Source organism: Stenotrophomonas muris, assembly GCF_052751275.1.
Map to the genome: position 1 here is coordinate 655464 of NZ_CP199879.1, position 16961 is coordinate 672424.

A 16961-nucleotide genomic window follows, 5' to 3' on the forward strand; every position below is an offset into this window, starting at 1 on the left:
GGAATGCCGGGGCGTTTTCGTTGAAGGGGCAGGGCGGTGGGTTGCCTACGGCCCCGGCACCATCTTCTTCTGGCGTGCCTTGAAGCCATTGAACAGCGGTGCGATCAGCGGGTTGTAGCTCTGTGCGATGCGTTTTCGCAGCCAGCTGGCCGGGCGGTTGCGGATCGCGAAACGATAGATGCGCTCCGGGTCGCCGCCCACCACATTGCGTCCGAACGGGTGGGTGGTATGCAGGTAGCGGAAGCCGTGCTCGCGCGCCACCTCGATGTGGTCCTGGTCGAAATCGCCGTAGGGCCAGCACAGCGTATCGGACACCTCGCCAAGCTTGTCCTGCAGGACGTCGCGCGAGACTGCCAGGTCGTGGCTCAGGCCGGCACGGCGCTGTGCGCGGTCCAGGTCGTCGCGGCGCAGCCAGCGGGTGTGGGTATGGGTGTGGCAATGCACTTCGAAGGTGCCGGCGGCGATGGCCGCGCGCGCTTCGCTCCAGCGCATCATCACGTCGTCGCTGCGGTTCTGCTCGTAGATCGCCGCTTCGCAGCCGCGATGGTCCGGCGTGGCAGGCAACGTTGCCCCGGCAAGCCCGGCGTGGGGCCGCTCCGGGCCTTCGCCCATCCAGCCGGTGACCACGAACACCACCGCGTGCATGCCGTACTTCTGCAGGATCGGGTGCGCATACACCCAGTTGTCCAGGTAGCCATCGTCGAAGGTGATCACGATCGACTTGCGCGGCACCGGCTTGCCGGCCAGGAAGCCGGCGTACTGGTCCAGTGTCAGCGACGTCCAGCCGTTGCCGGCCAGCCACGCGATCTGGCTTTCGAAATTCTCCGGTGACACGGTGATCATGCCCGGCGACGGAGTGACGTGGTGGTGCATCAGCACCGGTACGGTTCGGGCATCATCAGCCATGTCCCAGCTCCTTCAGCCACTGGTGGTAATAGTGTTCGGTGGTCTCACCGTGGCCGTCGGGAGTGAACCGGTGCGCGCTGCGCATCCAGTCCCACCCGGCGCGGCCCATCTGCCGCCGCCGTTCCGGATCGTCCACCAGCAGGCGCAGGGCGCCTGTCAGGGCTGCATTGTCGCCCAGCCGGGTGAGGATCGCATTGCTGCCATCCACCACCATCTCCGGCACGCCACCCACCCGCGTGGCCACGATCGGCACCCCGACATAGGCGGCCTCCAGGAAGACGGTACCGGCCGCTTCCTTGTGCGATGCCAGCGCGAAGATGTCGAAGCCAGCCATCAGCCGGCATGCGCCATCGCGATAGCCGAGCAGATGGACCTGCTGCTGCAGCCCGTGCTCGTCGCGCAGCGCCTGCAGCCGGTCCATGACCGGCTGGCCATCGCCGACCACCACCAGGTGCAGGTTCGGGTGCGTCTTGCACAGCGGCACCATCGCCTGCAGCAGGTCGGCATGACCCTTGGGTTCGCGCAGCACCGCCACGCAACCGACCACGATGTCCTGTTCGCCGAAGCCGAGTTCGGCGCGCACGTCCGCGCGTACCTCCTGCAGGCATTGCCAGGGGTCGTCCTTGCGGATTTCGCTCCAGCGCGGCGGGACCGCGATGGGCGGCACGATACCGATGTGTTCGGCCGGAATGCCGCGCGCGGCCAGCAACTGCTTGACGAAGCTGCTGACGGTCAGCACCCGGTGCGGCAGGCCGGTATAGGTCAGCAGCGAGTTGACCGGGCTCATCAGGTGGCGCGAGCGCACCACCAGCGGCGTGCCGCCCAGGCGTGCACCGGCGGCGGCGATCAGTGCGTCACGGCGGCTGGTGGTGTTGACCACGTCATAGCGTTCGCGGCGCACCAGGCGCGAGACCGACCAGATGCCGCGCAGCAGGCGCAGCAGGCCACCCATGCGCAGGGTATGCACGGTGAAACCATCATCGCGTGCCAGCTGGGCCAGTCGCGCTTCGGGCTGGCACAGCAGCGCCACCTCGTGGCCACGCGCGCGCATCACCTGCATGTGGCGGAAGATGTAGATCTCCTGCCCGCCCATTCCCTTGGCGGCTTCAGTGTGCAGGATGCGCAGCGGACGGTTCATGCAGGATCGATCCTTGAGGGTCAGCGGTTGCGGAAGCGGGTCAGCGCTTCCCATGCAGTGCGTACGGCGGCCGCATCGGGCGCCTGCTGTGGCAGCGGCCGGTAGCGCAGGTCCAGGGCGGTGGCGTTGCCGAACTTGTCGAACACATAGATGGCATCGCCATGGCGCACCGCGCGCTGCGACCAGCTTTCGACCACCAGCGCACGCGTGCCCTGCGGCCCGGCCAGCAGGTCCTGGCCGGTGCTGTAATCGGCCAGTGCGTTCTCGCAACCCAGTGCGTGGCGCATCAGTGTCGGCACCCAGTCTTCGTGCGAGCTGGTGCGTGCGTCGTGGCCAGCGGCCTTGCCCGGCCAATGCAGCACGAACGGGACCTGCAGCTGATAGTCGGAGAAGTTGCCGTTGTGGCCCCAGTAGTTCAGCTTGAGGTCGTTGAACTCTTCGGCATGGTCACCGGTGACCAGCACGATGGTGTCCTCGGCCAGGCCCTGTGCGCGCAGGTCGTCCAGCAGCGAGCCGATCAGGCTGTCGGCATAGTGCACGGCGGTGCGGTAGCGGTTGAGTTCCGGCGTCGGGTCATGCTCCGGGCCGAATTTGAGGAAATCGATATCGGCGGCCATCGGTGTGGCCACCGCCGGATAGCCCTCGGGCATGTGGTAGGGCGCATGGGTGGAGTCGAGGAACACGAAGCCGAACCACGGGCGCTGCGCGGCCTGGCTGGCGCGGATGTCCTGCTGCAGCGCACTGATGATCGCGCGGTCGCGGCCGTCTGACTTCAGCGCTGCCGGCCCCTGGTGCAGCTGGTCGCGGACATCGGCGAACACCGTGCGATCGAACTCCGGGCTGTACAACGGCGCACTGCCGTACAGGTGCAGGTCGTAGCCCTGCTGGCCCAGCACCTGGAACAGCTGCGAGCCACGCTGCTCGTCAAGCATGCTCGGCCAATAGCCGCCGGGCAGGCCGTAGAACAGTCCGAACAGGCCGTAGCGGGTGGCATTGCCGGTGCTGAAATGGTGGTCGAAGACGCGCGCATCCTGCGCCAGCGTCGACGTGTTGGGCATCAGCTGCGGTGTCAGCACATCGTGGCGCAGCGACTCCAGTACCACCATCAGTACGTTGGGACGATGTGGGCTCTGGCAGCGCAGCGGATGCAGCGGGTACAGCAGCTGCGCATGGCGCGGGTCGGGCAGGCCGGCGTGCTGTTGGCTGACCACGCCCAGGCGCCGCATGAAGCTCTTGGCCGTGATCGGCTGCGCCCACGGCAGGTAGTTCCACTGCGCGATCACATCACGGTCGCCGCGGGCGTCGTAGTAGGCCGTGGCGACCTGGCCGCCGGCCATCAGCAGCGCGACCACCGCCCAGGCCTGCAGCACCCGTCGACGGCGCGGCGCGGCCGGCAGCAGTTTCCAGCACGCCCAGGCCAGCAGGCCCTCGGCGGTGAAGACCGCGGCAACCAGCAGGCCGACCTGCAGCCAGGTCTTCCAGGACAGGGCAACCTGGTCCTGCAGGGCGCCGCCGAACACCATGTTCACGACCATGGCATTGAGGTGGAAGCGGTACAGGGTGAAGACCTTGGCGTCGACCAGCAGCAGGCACAGCCACAGGCCCTGCAGCACGGCCGCGCTGATGCTCAGCGTACGCGCGCTGCGTGGCCACAGGCCCAGCAGCAGCGGCAGCAGGCCGGCCAGCACACCGAACGCGAGCAGGTGGCCGGGCAGGGCGACCGCCAGATAGGCCAGGCCGGCGCCGCCGCCCGGATTGTCACGCAGCGGTACATTGCCCAGCGCAATCGCCGCGGCCAGTACCGCATTGCCGGCGATGAACAGCGACCACCAGGCCAGCCGCCGCCAGCGCCGGGCGGAACCTTCAATGGCAGGGGCGGCAGGGGCAGCTGCGGGCATGGTGGGGCAGGTTCAGGGGGTGCAGGAGAGGGGCGGGGCCAACGTGACGGAAGCGTTGCTCCGCGCGCGGGTCGCGCATTGTATCGGTTTGTTTCCGTGTATCGAGTGGCGTCCCCCGGGCGATCTGTCACAATGTTCAGGCGGGCCATGAATGCGTTGGCCCCCTCAGACCCAACGACAAGCCAGGAACCGCTGTGAGCCAGATCCCCACCCTCGACATCACCCGTTTCGACAGCGACCGCGAGGCCTTCGTGGCCGAGCTGGGCGCGGCCTACCGCCAATGGGGATTCGCGGGCATCCGTAACCACGGCATCCCGCAGGCCGACATCGACGCGGCCTACGATGCCTTCAAGGCTTTCTTCGCCCTGCCGGAAGAGGTCAAGCGCAAGTACCACGTGGCCGGCAGCGGCGGCGCCCGCGGCTACACCCCGTTCGGCGTGGAAACCGCCAAGGGCTCCAAGCATTTCGACCTGAAGGAGTTCTGGCACATCGGCCGCGAGATCGCCGACGATTCCAAGTACCGGGACGTGATGGCGCCGAACCTGTGGCCGGCCGAGGTCGAAGGTTTCCGTGAGCGCGGTTACGGCCTGTATCAGGCGCTGGACAACCTGGGGTCGCGCGTGTTGTCCGCGTTGGCCCTGCACATTGGCCTGCCGGAAGACTTCTTCGCCGACAAGACCAACTTCGGCAACTCGATCCTGCGCCCGATCCACTACCCGCCCATCACCACTGACGACATCCCGAACGTGCGTGCCGGTGCCCATGGCGACATCAACTTCATCACCCTGCTGGTCGGCGCCAGTGCCGCAGGCCTGGAAGTGCAGTCGCATGACGGCGAGTGGGTGCCATTTACGTCAGATGCGGACACGATCGTGGTCAACATCGGCGACATGCTGCAGCGCCTGACCAACCACGTGTATCCGTCGACCATCCACCGCGTGGTCAACCCCCCGGGTGACCTGGCGCGCCAGCCGCGCTACTCGGTGCCGTTCTTCCTGCACCCGAACCCGGACTTCCTGATCGACGTGCTGCCCTCGTGCATCACCCCGGAGAACCCGAGCCGGTATCCGGAGGCGATCACCGCCCACGGCTTCCTCGAGGAACGCCTGCGCGAGATCAAGCTGAAGTAAGGAAAAGTGAGGCCGCCGAAAGGCGGCCTTTTTCTTTGCAGGGTTGCACCCTGCACCCGCGGTAGTGCCGGCCGCTGGCCGGCAAGTCCAAAGCCAAAGCGGCTCTGGGGTGTTCCGTGGGGAGGCGGGGAGGTGTCGGATGGCGGGGACGCCGTAAACCCATCCCTGGGGGCTTGGCCGCGGCATCCATGCCGCGGACACCCCGCCATCCGACACCTCCCCGCCTTCGACAGTTTCCCGGTGACGGTTGGTGGGTGTCGACCTTGCTCGACACGGTAGATCCACGCCATGCGTGGATGAGATCTGTTAGATCGAAGTGGGGCAGGGCACGTGGTATGCCGCTTTTGCTCTTGCTCTTCTTTTTTCTTTCCGTGGCGGGCGGAACCGCCGGAATGTGTCGGAGGCCGGGCGGGTGGGGATGACGGGGGTGTCCGCGGCATGGATGCCGCGGCCAAGCCCCCACGGACGGGTTTACGGCGTCCCCCGCCATCCCCACCCGCCCGGCCAAGCCCACCAATCCAACCGGGCTTTCCGCGACCAACCCAAACAAACTCCCGCCACGAGGGGCTGCGCCGTTGGCTGAAAATCCATGTAACCGCTTACAATGAAACGGATTTTGCCGCAACGAGTATCATGACCGGCTGACTTCACACAGGAGCCACCCGCTCATGCGCCGCAAGATCGTCGCCGGAAACTGGAAGCTGCATGGCAGCCGTCAATTCGCCAATGAACTGCTGGGGCAGGTGGCCGCCGGGCTGCCGCTGGAGGGGGTGGACGTGGTGATCCTGCCGCCGCTGCCGTACCTGGGCGAGCTGGTCGAGGACTTCGGCGAGACCAGCCTGGCCTTCGGCGCGCAGGACGTGAGCAGTAACGAGAAGGGCGCCTATACCGGCGAGGTCTGCGCGGCCATGCTGGTCGAGGTCGGGGCCCGCTATGGCCTGGTCGGCCATTCCGAGCGCCGCCAGTATCACCATGAAAGCAGCGAGCTGGTCGCGCGCAAGTTCGCCGCCGCCCAGCATGCCGGCCTGGTGCCGGTGCTGTGCGTGGGCGAGACCCTGGAGCAGCGCGAGGCCGGGCAGACCGAAGCGGTCATCGCCAGCCAGCTGGCGCCGGTGCTGGAGCTGGTCGGTGCGGCCGGCTTTGCCAAGGCCGTGGTCGCCTACGAGCCGGTCTGGGCCATCGGTACCGGCCGTACCGCTACAAAGGAGCAGGCACAGCAGGTGCACGCGTTCATCCGTGGCGAAGTTGCGCGCTTCGATGCTAGAATTGCTGATTCACTGCCCATTGTTTACGGCGGTAGCGTGAAGCCCGACAATGCCGGGGAACTGTTCGCGCAGCCGGATGTCGATGGTGGGCTGGTCGGCGGCGCCTCCCTGGTGGCCGCGGACTTCCTGGCCATCGCACGGGCGGCGGCCGCGAACTAATCCTAGAAGTATTGTCCGAGGGCGGTTTCCAATGCTGATGTTGATCCTCAATGTCGTCTACGTGCTGGTCGCTGTGGCCATGATCGCGCTGATCCTGATGCAGCGTGGCTCGGGTGCGGCGGCGGGTTCGGGCTTTGGCGCCGGCGCCTCGGGTACGGTGTTCGGTGCGCGTGGCGCCTCGAACTTCCTGTCCAAGTCGACCAAGTGGCTGGCCGTCGTGTTCTTCGGCATCAGTCTCTTCATGGCCTGGTATGCCGGTCACGGCACCCGTCCGGCGGCCGACCAGGACCTGGGCCTGATGTCCGCCCCGGCGGCCAGCGCGCCGGCGGCTCCGGCGGGCGAACTGCCGGCCGTTCCGAAGGCCGATCCGGTCCCGGCCGCCCCGGTTCCGGCGGCGAATGTGCCGGCTCAGGCGGAATCTTCGGTTTCTGGTGAAGAAAAGCCTTCGGAAGGCTCCCAGAAACACTGAAGCCGGTTACAATACGCGGCGCATCGGGAAGATAGTCTGATGTGATCGTTTGCCCAGGTGGCGGAATTGGTAGACGCACTACCTTGAGGTGGTAGCGACGCAAGTCGTAGGGGTTCGAGTCCCCTCTTGGGCACCATTTGTAAGTAAAGCGGGTTCGCCTGGCGCGCAATGCGCCAGGCAGGTTCCCGTCCACTCCCCCATGCCAAAGCGCCTGCAGGCGCGGCGGCAGAGGCAAGAGAGAATCGCTGTGCTGGCCGAATATTTGCCTTCTCTGCTGTTTCTGATCGTTGCCACCGGTATCGGCATTACGCTGATGCTGGTTGGTCGATTCCTCGGTCCCCGCCGCCCCGATCTGGAAAAGCTGTCGCCGTACGAGTGCGGCTTCGAGGCCTTCGAAGACGCGCGCATGAAGTTCGACGTGCGCTACTACCTGATCGCGATCCAGTTCATCGTCTTCGACCTGGAAATCATCTTCATCGTGCCGTGGACCCAGGTCTTCATGGAGCTGGGCGCCCGTTCGCTCATCACCATGGGCCTATTCGTCGGCATGCTGTTCCTCGGTTTCATTTACGTCTGGAAGAAGGGAGCGCTGGAATGGGAGTGATTCAGACTCTCGATGGCCTCATGAACAACCCGTCGCCGGAAGGCCGGGTTGATGACATCCTGCGGCCGGAGGGCGACAACCCGCTGCTGGAAAAGGGCTTCGTCACCACCAGCGTCGACGCACTGCTGAACTGGGCGCGCACCGGCTCGATGTGGCCGATGACCTTCGGCCTGGCCTGCTGCGCGGTCGAGATGATGCACGCCGGCGCCGCGCGCCTGGACCTTGACCGTTACGGCGTGGTGTTCCGCCCGTCGCCGCGTCAGTCCGACGTGATGATCGTGGCCGGTACCCTGGTCAACAAGATGGCCCCGGCGCTGCGCAAGGTCTACGACCAGATGCCGGACCCGAAGTGGGTCATCTCGATGGGTAGCTGCGCCAACGGCGGTGGCTATTACCACTACTCCTATTCTGTCGTGCGCGGCTGTGATCGCGTGGTGCCGGTGGACGTCTACGTCCCGGGCTGCCCGCCGACCGCCGAGGCGCTGGTGTACGGGATCCTGCAGCTGCAGAAGAAGATCTGGCGTACACAGACCATCGCCCGCTGACCCCTTCACCTGACAAGAGCGCGCCAAGCCCCCATGGCAGAGCAAGCATCCTTCATCGACCGACTCTCCGCACGTTTCGCTGGTGCGAAGGTCATCGTGGTCGAACCCCGCGGCGAAGTGACGCTGGAAGTGCCTGCCGCCGAGTGGCACGCCACCGCCCTGGCGCTGCGTGACGAGTTTGGTTTCGAGCAGGCCGTGGATCTGTGCGGCGTCGACTACCTCGGTTATGGCTCCGACGAATGGGACACCGCCGACGTGTCCTCGCAGGGCTTCAGCCGTGGCGTCGAAGGCAAGGCCCAGGGCCGCTTCGCGTGGGGCGAGTTCCCCACCGAGGAAAACGGTGCCGACGGTGCCCGCCCGCAGCACATGCCGACCCAGCGTTTCGCCGTGGTCGCCCAGCTGCGCTCGTACCAGCACAACCTGATGATGCACCTGCGCTGCTTCGCCCCTGACGAAGCGCTGCCGGTGGTGTCCTCGCTGACCAGCGTGTGGCCGGGCCTGAACTGGTTCGAGCGCGAAGCGTTCGACCTGTACGGCGTGATCTTCGAAGGCCACCCGGACCTGCGCCGGATCCTGACCGACTACGGTTTCGTCGGCCATCCGTTCCGCAAGGACTTCCCGCTGATCGGCAATGTCGAAGTCCGCTACGACGAAGAAAAGAAGCGCGTGATCTACGAACCGGTCACCTCGGTGGAGCCGCGTGTCGGCGTGCCGCGCGTGATCCGTGACGACGCCCGTCTGCAGACCGCAGCCGGTGAGCGCGCGCAGGAGGCAGTGAAGTGAGCCAAGTACACCAGGCCGGCGAAGCGTTCGCCAGCAACGCCGCCGAAAGCCGGCAGGAAATCCGCAACTACACCATGAACTTCGGCCCGCAGCATCCGGCCGCTCACGGTGTGCTGCGCCTGATCCTGGAAATGGACGGCGAAACCATCATGCGTGCCGACCCGCACGTGGGTCTGCTGCACCGTGGCACCGAGAAGCTGGCCGAGTCCAAGCCGTTCAACCAGTCGATCGGCTACATGGATCGCCTCGACTACGTGTCGATGATGTGCAACGAGCACGCCTACGTGCGCGCGATCGAGACCCTGATGGGCATCGAGGCGCCGGAGCGTGCGCAGTACATCCGCACCATGTACGACGAGATCACCCGCATCCTCAACCACCTGATGTGGCTGGGCTCCAACGCGCTCGACCTGGGTGCGATGGCCGTGATGCTGTATGCCTTCCGTGAGCGCGAAGAGCTGATGGACTGCTATGAAGCGGTCTCCGGCGCGCGCATGCACGCGGCGTACTACCGCCCGGGCGGTGTCTACCGCGACCTGCCGGACCACATGCCGAAGTACAAGGAATCGCGCTGGCACAAGGGCAAGGCGCTGAAGCAGCTCAATGCTTCGCGCGAAGGCTCGCTGCTGGACTTCCTGGAGAACTTCACCGTCGAGTTCCCCAAGCGCGTCGACGAATACGAAACCCTGCTGACCGACAACCGCATCTGGAAGCAGCGTACCGTCGGCATCGGCGTGGTCACTCCGGAACTGGCGCACCAGTGGGGCATGACCGGCGTGATGCTGCGTGGCTCGGGCGTGGCCTGGGACCTGCGCAAGAAGCGCCCGTACGCCAAGTACGATGCTGTCGATTTCGACATCCCGCTGGGCAAGGAAGGCGACTGCTACGACCGCTACCTGGTCCGCGTCGCCGAAATGCGCGAATCCAACCGCATCATCAAGCAGTGCGTGGCGTGGCTGAAGGCCAACCCCGGCCCGGTCATGGTCAAGAACTTCAAGGTCGCTCCGCCCAAGCGCGAGGACATGAAGGACGACATGGAAGCGCTGATCCACCACTTCAAGCTGTTCAGCGAAGGCTATTGCGTACCGGCGGGTGAAACCTATGCGGCCGTGGAAGCGCCCAAGGGCGAATTCGGCTGCTACCTGGTCTCCGATGGCGCCAACAAGCCCTTCCGCGTGCACCTGCGCGCACCGGGCTTCGCCCACCTGTCCTCGATCGATTCGATCGTGCGCGGCCACATGCTGGCCGACGTGGTGGCGATGATCGGTACCTATGACCTGGTGTTCGGCGAGGTTGACCGGTAATGCCGTCCGCCACGCCAACGCCCGCTGCAGGCAGCCGGCGCAAGCCGGCGCCGCAGTTTCTGGAATTTCACGTTATGCATTTCGCTGAGGTCGGCCGATGAAGGCGACAGGTAATTTCGAGGCGGCGCGCGACGTCGACCCGATGGTGGTGCTGAGCGACAAGACCCGCGCTCACATCGATCACTGGCTGTCCAAGTTCCCGCCGGACCGCAAGCGCTCTGCCGTGCTGCAGGGCCTGCATGCGGCCCAGGAGCAGAACCAGGGCTGGCTGACCGACGAGCTGATCGCCGCCGTCGCCAAGTACCTCGACCTGCCGCCGGTGTGGGCCTACGAGGTCGCCAGCTTCTACTCGATGTTCGAGACCGAGAAGGTGGGCCGCAACAACGTGGCCATCTGCACCAACATCAGCTGCTGGCTCAATGGCGCCGAGGACATCGTCCGCCATTGCGAGAAGAAGCTGGGCATCAAGCACGGTGAATCGACCCCGGATGGCCGCGTCTACCTCAAGCGCGAGGAAGAGTGCCTGGCCGGTTGTGGCGGCGCGCCGATGATGGTCATCAACGGTCACTACCATGAGCGTCTGACCCTGGAAAAGGTCGACGAGCTGCTGGACGGGCTGGAGTAAGGGCATGGCACATCACCACGAATCCAAGGGTCCGGTCGGCCCCGCGCCGCTGCCGCACCAGGTGGTCTACACCACCCTGCATTACGACACCCCGTGGTCGTACGAAAGCTACCTGAAGACCGGTGGCTACGCCGCCCTGCGCAAGATCCTCGAAGAGAAGATCCCGCCGGAGCAGGTCATCGAGATGGTCAAGGCCTCGGGCCTGCGCGGCCGCGGTGGCGCAGGCTTCCCGACCGGCCTGAAGTGGTCCTTCATGCCCAAGGGCAACATGCAGAAGTACATCCTCTGCAACTCGGACGAATCCGAGCCGGGCACCTGCAAGGACCGCGACATCCTGCGTTACAACCCGCATTCGGTGGTGGAAGGCATGGCGATTGCCTGCTACGCCACCGGTTCGACCGTGGGTTACAACTACCTGCGCGGTGAGTTCCACCACGAGCCGTTCGAGCACTTCGAGCAGGCCCTGGCCGACGCCTATGCGAACGGCTGGCTGGGCAAGAACATCCTCGGCAGCGGCGTGGACATCGACATCTACGGTGCGCTGGGCGCCGGCGCCTACATCTGCGGCGAAGAAACCGCGCTGATGGAATCGCTGGAAGGCAAGAAGGGCCAGCCGCGCTACAAGCCGCCGTTCCCGGCCAATTTCGGCCTGTATGGCAAGCCGTCGACGATCAACAACACCGAAACCTACGGTTCGGTGCCGGCGATCATCCGCAACGGTCCGGAGTGGTTCAAGGGCCTGAGCCTGACCGCCAACGGCGGTCCGAAGTGCTTCTCGGTGTCCGGCTGCGTGCAGAACGGCGGCAACTTCGAAGTGCCGCTCGGCACCAAATTCCACGACCTGCTGGAAATGGCCGGTGGCCTGCGTCCGGGCCGCACGCTGAAGGGCGCGATCCCGGGCGGCGTGTCGATGCCGGTGCTGACCGCGGCCGAGCTGGAGGACCTGCCGATGGACTACGACACCATCCGTGCACTGGGCTCCGGCCTGGGTTCGGGCGCGATCGTGGTGCTCGACGACAGCGTCTGCTGCGTCAAGTTCGCCTGCCGCATCAGCCAGTTCTTCCACAAGGAATCCTGCGGCCAGTGCACCCCGTGCCGTGAAGGTACCGGCTGGATGCACCGCGTGCTGGAGCGCATCGTCGCCGGCAAGGCCACGATGGAAGACCTGCACCAGCTGAAGGCGGTGGCGGGGCAGATCGAAGGCCACACCATCTGTGCGTTCGGTGAAGCGGCTGCATGGCCCATCCAGGGCTTCCTGCGCCAGTTCTGGGACGAATTCGAGTACTACATCGTCAACGGTCATTCGATGGTTGACGGCAAGAAGGTGGAGGCAGCCGCCGCATGAGCGCGCAACCCGTAAACCCGAACGTGCCACCGGATCACGTGACCATCGAGATCGATGGCAAGTCGCTGGTCGTGCCCAAGGGTTCGATGATCATCCAGGCGGCCGACAAGGCCGGTATTCCGATTCCGCGCTTCTGCTACCACGAGAAGCTGCCGATCGCCGCCAACTGCCGCATGTGCCTGGTGGACGTGGAGAAGTCGCCGAAGCCGGCGCCGGCCTGCGCCACCCCGGTGATGGACGGCATGAAGGTCGCCACCCGCAGCGAGAAGGCACTGAAGTTCCAGCGCTCGGTGATGGAGTTCCTGCTCATCAACCACCCGCTGGACTGCCCGATCTGCGATCAGGGCGGCGAGTGCGAGCTGCAGGACGTGTCGTTGGGCTATGGCCGTTCGGTCAGCCGCTTCAACGAGCGCAAGCGCGTGGTGCCGGACGAGGACATGGGCCCGCTGGTCGCCACCGAGATGACCCGCTGCATCCAGTGCACCCGCTGCGTCCGCTTCACCGCCGACGTTGCCGGTACCTACGAACTGGGTGGCATGTACCGCGGTGAGAACCTGCAGATCGGTACCTTTGACGGCAAGCCGCTGACCACCGAGCTGTCCGGCAACGTCGTCGACGTCTGCCCGGTCGGCGCGCTGACCAACAAGGTGTTCCAGTTCCGCGCCCGTCCGTGGGAACTGACCGCGCGCGAATCGCTGGGCTACCACGACGCGATGGGTTCGAACCTGTTCCTGCACGTGCGTCGCGGTGAAGTGCTGCGCACCGTGCCGCGCGACAACGAAGCCGTGAACGAGTGCTGGCTGTCCGACCGTGACCGCTACTCGCACCAGGGCCTGTACAGCGAAGACCGTGCGGTCAAGCCGCTGCGCAAGGTCAATGGCGAGTGGAAGGAAGTGAGCTGGGCCGAAGGCCTGGCCGCGGCCGCCGAGATCCTCAAGGCGAACCAGGGCGACAACCTGGGCGTGCTGGTGCACCCGTCCACCTCCAACGAGGAAGGCGCGTTGCTGGCCCGCCTGGCCAAGGGCCTGGGCACGGGCAACATCGACTACCGCATCAACAACCGCGATTTCTCCGACGCCGCAACCGCCGAAGTGTTCGGCCTGCCACTGGCCGAAATCGAAGGCGCTGACCGCATCGTCGTTCTGGGCAGCAACATCCGCCACGAACTGCCGCTGCTGCACGCCCGCCTGCGCAAGGCGCAGACCACCAAGGGCGCGAAGATCCATGTCGTCAACCCGGTGGACTTCGACTTCGCCTTCAGCATCGCCGGCAAGCAGATCGTCGCACCGTCCAAGTTCGTCGACGCGCTGGCCAACGCCGAGCTGCGTTCGGCAGTGCAGGGCGGCAACAACACCGTGCTGATCGTCGGTGGCATCGCCGAAAACCACCCGCAGGCTGCCGCGATCCGCGCTGCTGCGCGTGAGTTCGCCGCCGCCACCGGTGCCAAGCTGTGCCGCATCCCGCAGGGCGCCAACGCCGTTGGCCTGACCCGCGCCGGTGTGCTGCCGGCTGGCAAGGACGTCGCCGCGATGCTGGCGCAGCCGCGCCAGGCCTATGTGGTGTACGGCCTTGAGCCGGGCCTGGACTTCGCCGATGCACCTGCCGCGCGCAAGGCGCTGGCCGGTGCCCAGGTGGTGGCTTTCAGCCAGTTCGCCTGTGCCTCGACCCGCGACGTCGCCGACGTGATCCTGCCGATCGGTGCGCTGCCGGAAATCGACGCCACCCTGACCAACCTTGATGGTCGCGAGCAGTCGGCCCGTGCCGGCGGCAAGCTGCCGGGCGAGGCCCGTGAAGGCTGGCGCGTGCTGCGCGCCCTGGGCGGCGAGCTGGCCGTGGCCGGTTTCGACTTCACCGACCTGGCCGGCCTGCGCGCCAGCCTGGCCCCGGTACCGGTCACCGTTGCCGCTTCGGCGCAGCCGGTGGTTGCCGGCGAAGGCCTGGAAGTGGCTTCGACCGCCGCGATCTACCGCACCGATGCGGTGGTCCGTCGCGCCCCGGCGCTGCAGTCGCATCCGCTCAACAACGCCCCGCGCATCGTGCTGAACGCTGAAGATGCCGCTCGCCTGCAGCTGCAGGAAGGGCAGATGGCCAAGGTCGGCACCGATGCCGGCAAGGCCACCCTGCCGGTGGTGGTCGACGCCCGCGTCGCTGCGGGTTCGGTCTGGATTGAATCGGGCCACGGCGCGACCGCGCCGCTGGGTGCCGCTCGCGTATCGGTGGTGGCTGCATGAACGAATTGCTGTTGAACGCGGTCGACCCGCTGCACCAGTGGCTGCTGGGCCTCGGTGACATCGGCGCGCTGATCTGGATCATCCTGAAGATCCTGGTGATCGCCGTTCCGGTGATCATCTCGGTGGCCTTCTACGTGGTCTGGGAACGCAAGCTGATCGGCTGGATGCACGTCCGCCACGGCCCGATGTACGTGGGCATGGGCATCTTCCAGGCCTTCGCCGACGTCTTCAAGCTGCTGTTCAAGGAAGTGGTCCAGCCGAGCAGCGCCAACAAGGCGATCTATCTGCTGGCCCCGCTGATCACCCTGGCCCCGGCCTTCGCGGCCTGGTCGGTGGTGCCCTTCGATTCGCAGATCGTGCTGTCCAACGCCAACGCCGGCCTGCTGTACCTGCTGGCGATGACCTCGCTGGGCATCTACGGCATCATCCTGGCCGGTTGGGCGTCCAACTCGAAGTATGCGTTCCTGGGGGCGATGCGCGCCTCGGCGCAGATGATCAGCTACGAAATCGCCATGGGCTTCGCCCTGGTCGGCGTGATGATCGCCTCGGGCAGCCTGAACCTGAGCAACATCGTGATGGCGCAGGCCGGCAGTTCCGGCTTCTTCGACTGGTTCCTGCTGCCGCTGTTCCCGCTGTTCGTCATCTACTGGGTCTCGGGCGTGGCTGAAACCAACCGCGCGCCGTTCGACGTGGTGGAAGGCGAATCGGAAATCGTCGCCGGCCACATGGTCGAATACTCCGGCGGTGCCTTCGCCCTGTTCTTCCTGGCCGAATACGCGAACATGATCCTGATCAGCTTCCTGATCTCGATCTTCTTCCTCGGCGGCTGGCTGAGCCCGGTCCAGGGCTGGGTCAACTTCGGCGATGTCTCGCCGCTGGTCGACTGGATCTGGAAGGGGGGCGCGCCGTGGCTGTTCGTCAAGGTGTTCTTCTTCGCCAGTGCCTACATCTGGTTCCGTGCCAGCTTCCCGCGCTTCCGCTACGACCAGATCATGCGCCTGGGCTGGAAGGTCTTCATCCCGCTGGCCATTCTGTGGATCGCGGTTACCGCCGTCATGGTGTTCTTCGGCGTGATTCAAAAGGGCGTCTAAAGTGATGAACAGGATTACCCATTACTTCAAGAGCCTGCTGCTGCTCGAACTGCTGGCGGGCCTCTGGCTGACGCTGAAGTACAGCTTCAAGCCGAAGTACACGATGATGTACCCGATGGAGAAGTTCCCGCAGTCGCCGCGCTTCCGTGGCCTGCATGCGCTGCGCCGTTATCCCAACGGCGAAGAGCGCTGCATCGCCTGCAAGCTGTGCGAAGCGGTGTGCCCGGCGCTGGCCATCACCATCGACTCGGCCAAGCGCGAGGACGGCACCCGCCGCACCACGCGTTATGACATCGACCTGTTCAAGTGCATCTTCTGTGGCTTCTGTGAGGAAAGCTGCCCGGTGGACTCGATCGTCGAAACCCACATACTCGAGTACCACTTCGAGAATCGTGGCGAAAACATCGTTACCAAGCCGCAGCTGCTGGCCCTGGGCGACCGTCTCGAAAACGAGATCGCCGAGCGTCGCGCCGCCGATGCCGCTTACCGCTGAGGTCGAGAGATGGATTGGGTAAATATCGCTTTCTGGGTGTTCGCCATCGCGGCAACGGTTTCGGCCGGTGCGGTGATCAGCGTGCGCAACCCGGTTCACGCCGTGCTCTGCCTGGTGCTGACCTTCTTCTCCATCGCCTGCGTGTGGCTGCTGGTGGGCGCCGAGTTCCTCGGTGTGGCGCTGGTGCTGGTCTACGTCGGTGCGGTGATGGTGCTGTTCCTGTTCGTGGTGATGATGCTGGACATCGACCCCACCAAGCTGCGTGAGGGCTGGGTGCGCTACCTGCCGGTCGGCCTGATTGTCGCGGTCGCGATGCTGGCGCAGATGCTGATCCTGATCGGGGTCAAGGCGCGTTCGGTCACGCCGTTCCCGGCCGACAACGCCGCTGCGGTCGCCGCCGACAGCTCCAACATCACCTGGCTGGCACGCACGCTGTTCACCGAGTACCTGCTGCCGTTCGAGTTCGCCGCCGTCATCCTGACCGTGGCCGTGGTTGCCGCCGTGATGCTGACCCTGCGTCGCCGTACCGGCGTGAAGAGCCAGAACCCGGGCCAGCAGACCATGGTCAAGGCCGGCCAGCGCCTGCGCATGGTCAAGATGGGTGCCGAAGCACCGGTCGTGCACAGCAACAGCAAGCCGGTCGCCGGCGAGGAGACCCAGCCGTGATCACCCTTGGCCATATCCTCGCGCTGGGCGCGGTGCTGTTCGCCATCAGCCTGGCCGGTATCTTCCTCAACCGGAAGAACGTCATCGTCCTGCTGATGTCGATCGAGCTGATGCTGCTGTCGGTGAACATCAATTTCGTCGGCTTCTCGCGTCAGCTGGGCGATCCGTCCGGCCAGCTGTTCGTGTTCTTCATCCTGACCGTCGCCGCCGCGGAAGCCGCCATCGGCCTGGCGATCCTGGTGACCCTGTTCCGTACACGCCGCACGATCAATGTCGGCGAAGTCGATTCGTTGAAGGGCTGATCCACAG

General features: G+C 65.7%; 17 protein-coding genes and 1 tRNA gene. 15 read left to right on the plus strand and 3 right to left on the minus strand.

Translation table 11 applies throughout. The features are described 5' to 3' along the window. Positions 1-45: 45 nt before the first annotated feature. Genes ACUVWL_RS02770 through ACUVWL_RS02780 form a run of 3 tightly spaced genes read right to left on the minus strand, consistent with a single transcriptional unit; the run spans position 46 to position 3942 of the window. A complete protein-coding gene (locus tag ACUVWL_RS02770; protein ID WP_445978797.1) occupies positions 46-906 on the minus strand; it encodes a polysaccharide deacetylase family protein in 861 nt (286 codons plus the stop codon). After that, the gene (locus ACUVWL_RS02775; RefSeq protein ID WP_014647875.1) at positions 899-2044 is read right to left on the minus strand and encodes a glycosyltransferase family 4 protein; all 1146 of its coding nucleotides are present in this window, start codon (positions 2042-2044) and stop codon (positions 899-901) included. The genes ACUVWL_RS02770 and ACUVWL_RS02775 overlap by 8 nt, the downstream gene beginning before the upstream one ends. 20 nt (positions 2045-2064) lie before the next feature. Further along, the gene (locus tag ACUVWL_RS02780) at positions 2065-3942 is read right to left on the minus strand and encodes a sulfatase-like hydrolase/transferase (protein ID WP_445978798.1); all 1878 of its coding nucleotides are present in this window, start codon (positions 3940-3942) and stop codon (positions 2065-2067) included. 194 nt (positions 3943-4136) lie between these two features. Between ACUVWL_RS02780 and ACUVWL_RS02785 the strand changes: the two genes are divergently transcribed. From ACUVWL_RS02785 to nuoK, 15 genes are all read left to right on the plus strand, one after another. Beyond that, positions 4137-5072, plus strand: coding sequence for an isopenicillin N synthase family dioxygenase (locus tag ACUVWL_RS02785; protein ID WP_032956201.1), 936 nt, complete (start codon positions 4137-4139; stop codon positions 5070-5072). A 668-nt stretch (positions 5073-5740) separates the two neighbouring features. After that, positions 5741-6496: a triose-phosphate isomerase gene (gene tpiA, locus ACUVWL_RS02790; protein ID WP_014647872.1), complete on the plus strand. Its 756-nt coding sequence runs from the start codon at positions 5741-5743 to the stop codon at positions 6494-6496. Between the two features lie 31 nt (positions 6497-6527). After that, positions 6528-6965, plus strand: coding sequence for a preprotein translocase subunit SecG (gene secG / locus ACUVWL_RS02795; protein WP_014647871.1), 438 nt, complete (start codon positions 6528-6530; stop codon positions 6963-6965). Between the two features lie 51 nt (positions 6966-7016). Next, positions 7017-7101, plus strand: a tRNA-Leu gene (locus tag ACUVWL_RS02800). Positions 7102-7212: 111 nt separating this feature from the next. Then, positions 7213-7569 (plus strand): NADH-quinone oxidoreductase subunit A, encoded by a 357-nt coding sequence (locus tag ACUVWL_RS02805; RefSeq protein WP_008265012.1) that lies wholly within the window; start codon positions 7213-7215, stop codon positions 7567-7569. Further along, entirely contained in the window at positions 7560-8114 is a 555-nt protein-coding gene (locus ACUVWL_RS02810; RefSeq protein ID WP_005417936.1) for a NuoB/complex I 20 kDa subunit family protein, read from the plus strand. The genes ACUVWL_RS02805 and ACUVWL_RS02810 overlap by 10 nt, the downstream gene beginning before the upstream one ends. A gap of 33 nt (positions 8115-8147) precedes the next feature. Further along, positions 8148-8897, plus strand: coding sequence for an NADH-quinone oxidoreductase subunit C (locus ACUVWL_RS02815; RefSeq protein ID WP_014647869.1), 750 nt, complete (start codon positions 8148-8150; stop codon positions 8895-8897). After that, a complete protein-coding gene (locus ACUVWL_RS02820) occupies positions 8894-10201 on the plus strand; it encodes an NADH-quinone oxidoreductase subunit D (protein WP_445978799.1) in 1308 nt (435 codons plus the stop codon). The genes ACUVWL_RS02815 and ACUVWL_RS02820 overlap by 4 nt, the downstream gene beginning before the upstream one ends. A 97-nt stretch (positions 10202-10298) precedes the next feature. After that, a complete protein-coding gene (gene nuoE, locus ACUVWL_RS02825; RefSeq protein WP_014647867.1) occupies positions 10299-10826 on the plus strand; it encodes an NADH-quinone oxidoreductase subunit NuoE in 528 nt (175 codons plus the stop codon). 4 nt (positions 10827-10830) lie between these two features. After that, positions 10831-12171, plus strand: coding sequence for an NADH-quinone oxidoreductase subunit NuoF (gene nuoF / locus ACUVWL_RS02830; protein ID WP_014647866.1), 1341 nt, complete (start codon positions 10831-10833; stop codon positions 12169-12171). Further along, the gene (nuoG, locus tag ACUVWL_RS02835; RefSeq protein ID WP_445978800.1) at positions 12168-14402 is read left to right on the plus strand and encodes an NADH-quinone oxidoreductase subunit NuoG; all 2235 of its coding nucleotides are present in this window, start codon (positions 12168-12170) and stop codon (positions 14400-14402) included. Before nuoF ends, nuoG begins: the two co-directional genes overlap by 4 nt. Beyond that, on the plus strand, positions 14399-15493 hold the full coding sequence (gene nuoH / locus ACUVWL_RS02840; RefSeq protein ID WP_014037948.1) for an NADH-quinone oxidoreductase subunit NuoH: 1095 nt from the start codon (positions 14399-14401) through the stop codon (positions 15491-15493). The genes nuoG and nuoH overlap by 4 nt, the downstream gene beginning before the upstream one ends. 4 nt (positions 15494-15497) lie before the next feature. Next, entirely contained in the window at positions 15498-15986 is a 489-nt protein-coding gene (nuoI, locus tag ACUVWL_RS02845) for an NADH-quinone oxidoreductase subunit NuoI (protein WP_005410456.1), read from the plus strand. Positions 15987-15995: 9 nt separating this feature from the next. Beyond that, positions 15996-16652: an NADH-quinone oxidoreductase subunit J gene (locus ACUVWL_RS02850; protein ID WP_014647864.1), complete on the plus strand. Its 657-nt coding sequence runs from the start codon at positions 15996-15998 to the stop codon at positions 16650-16652. Continuing rightward, positions 16649-16954 (plus strand): NADH-quinone oxidoreductase subunit NuoK, encoded by a 306-nt coding sequence (gene nuoK / locus ACUVWL_RS02855; protein ID WP_005417921.1) that lies wholly within the window; start codon positions 16649-16651, stop codon positions 16952-16954. The genes ACUVWL_RS02850 and nuoK overlap by 4 nt, the downstream gene beginning before the upstream one ends. Positions 16955-16961: the final 7 nt, after the last annotated feature.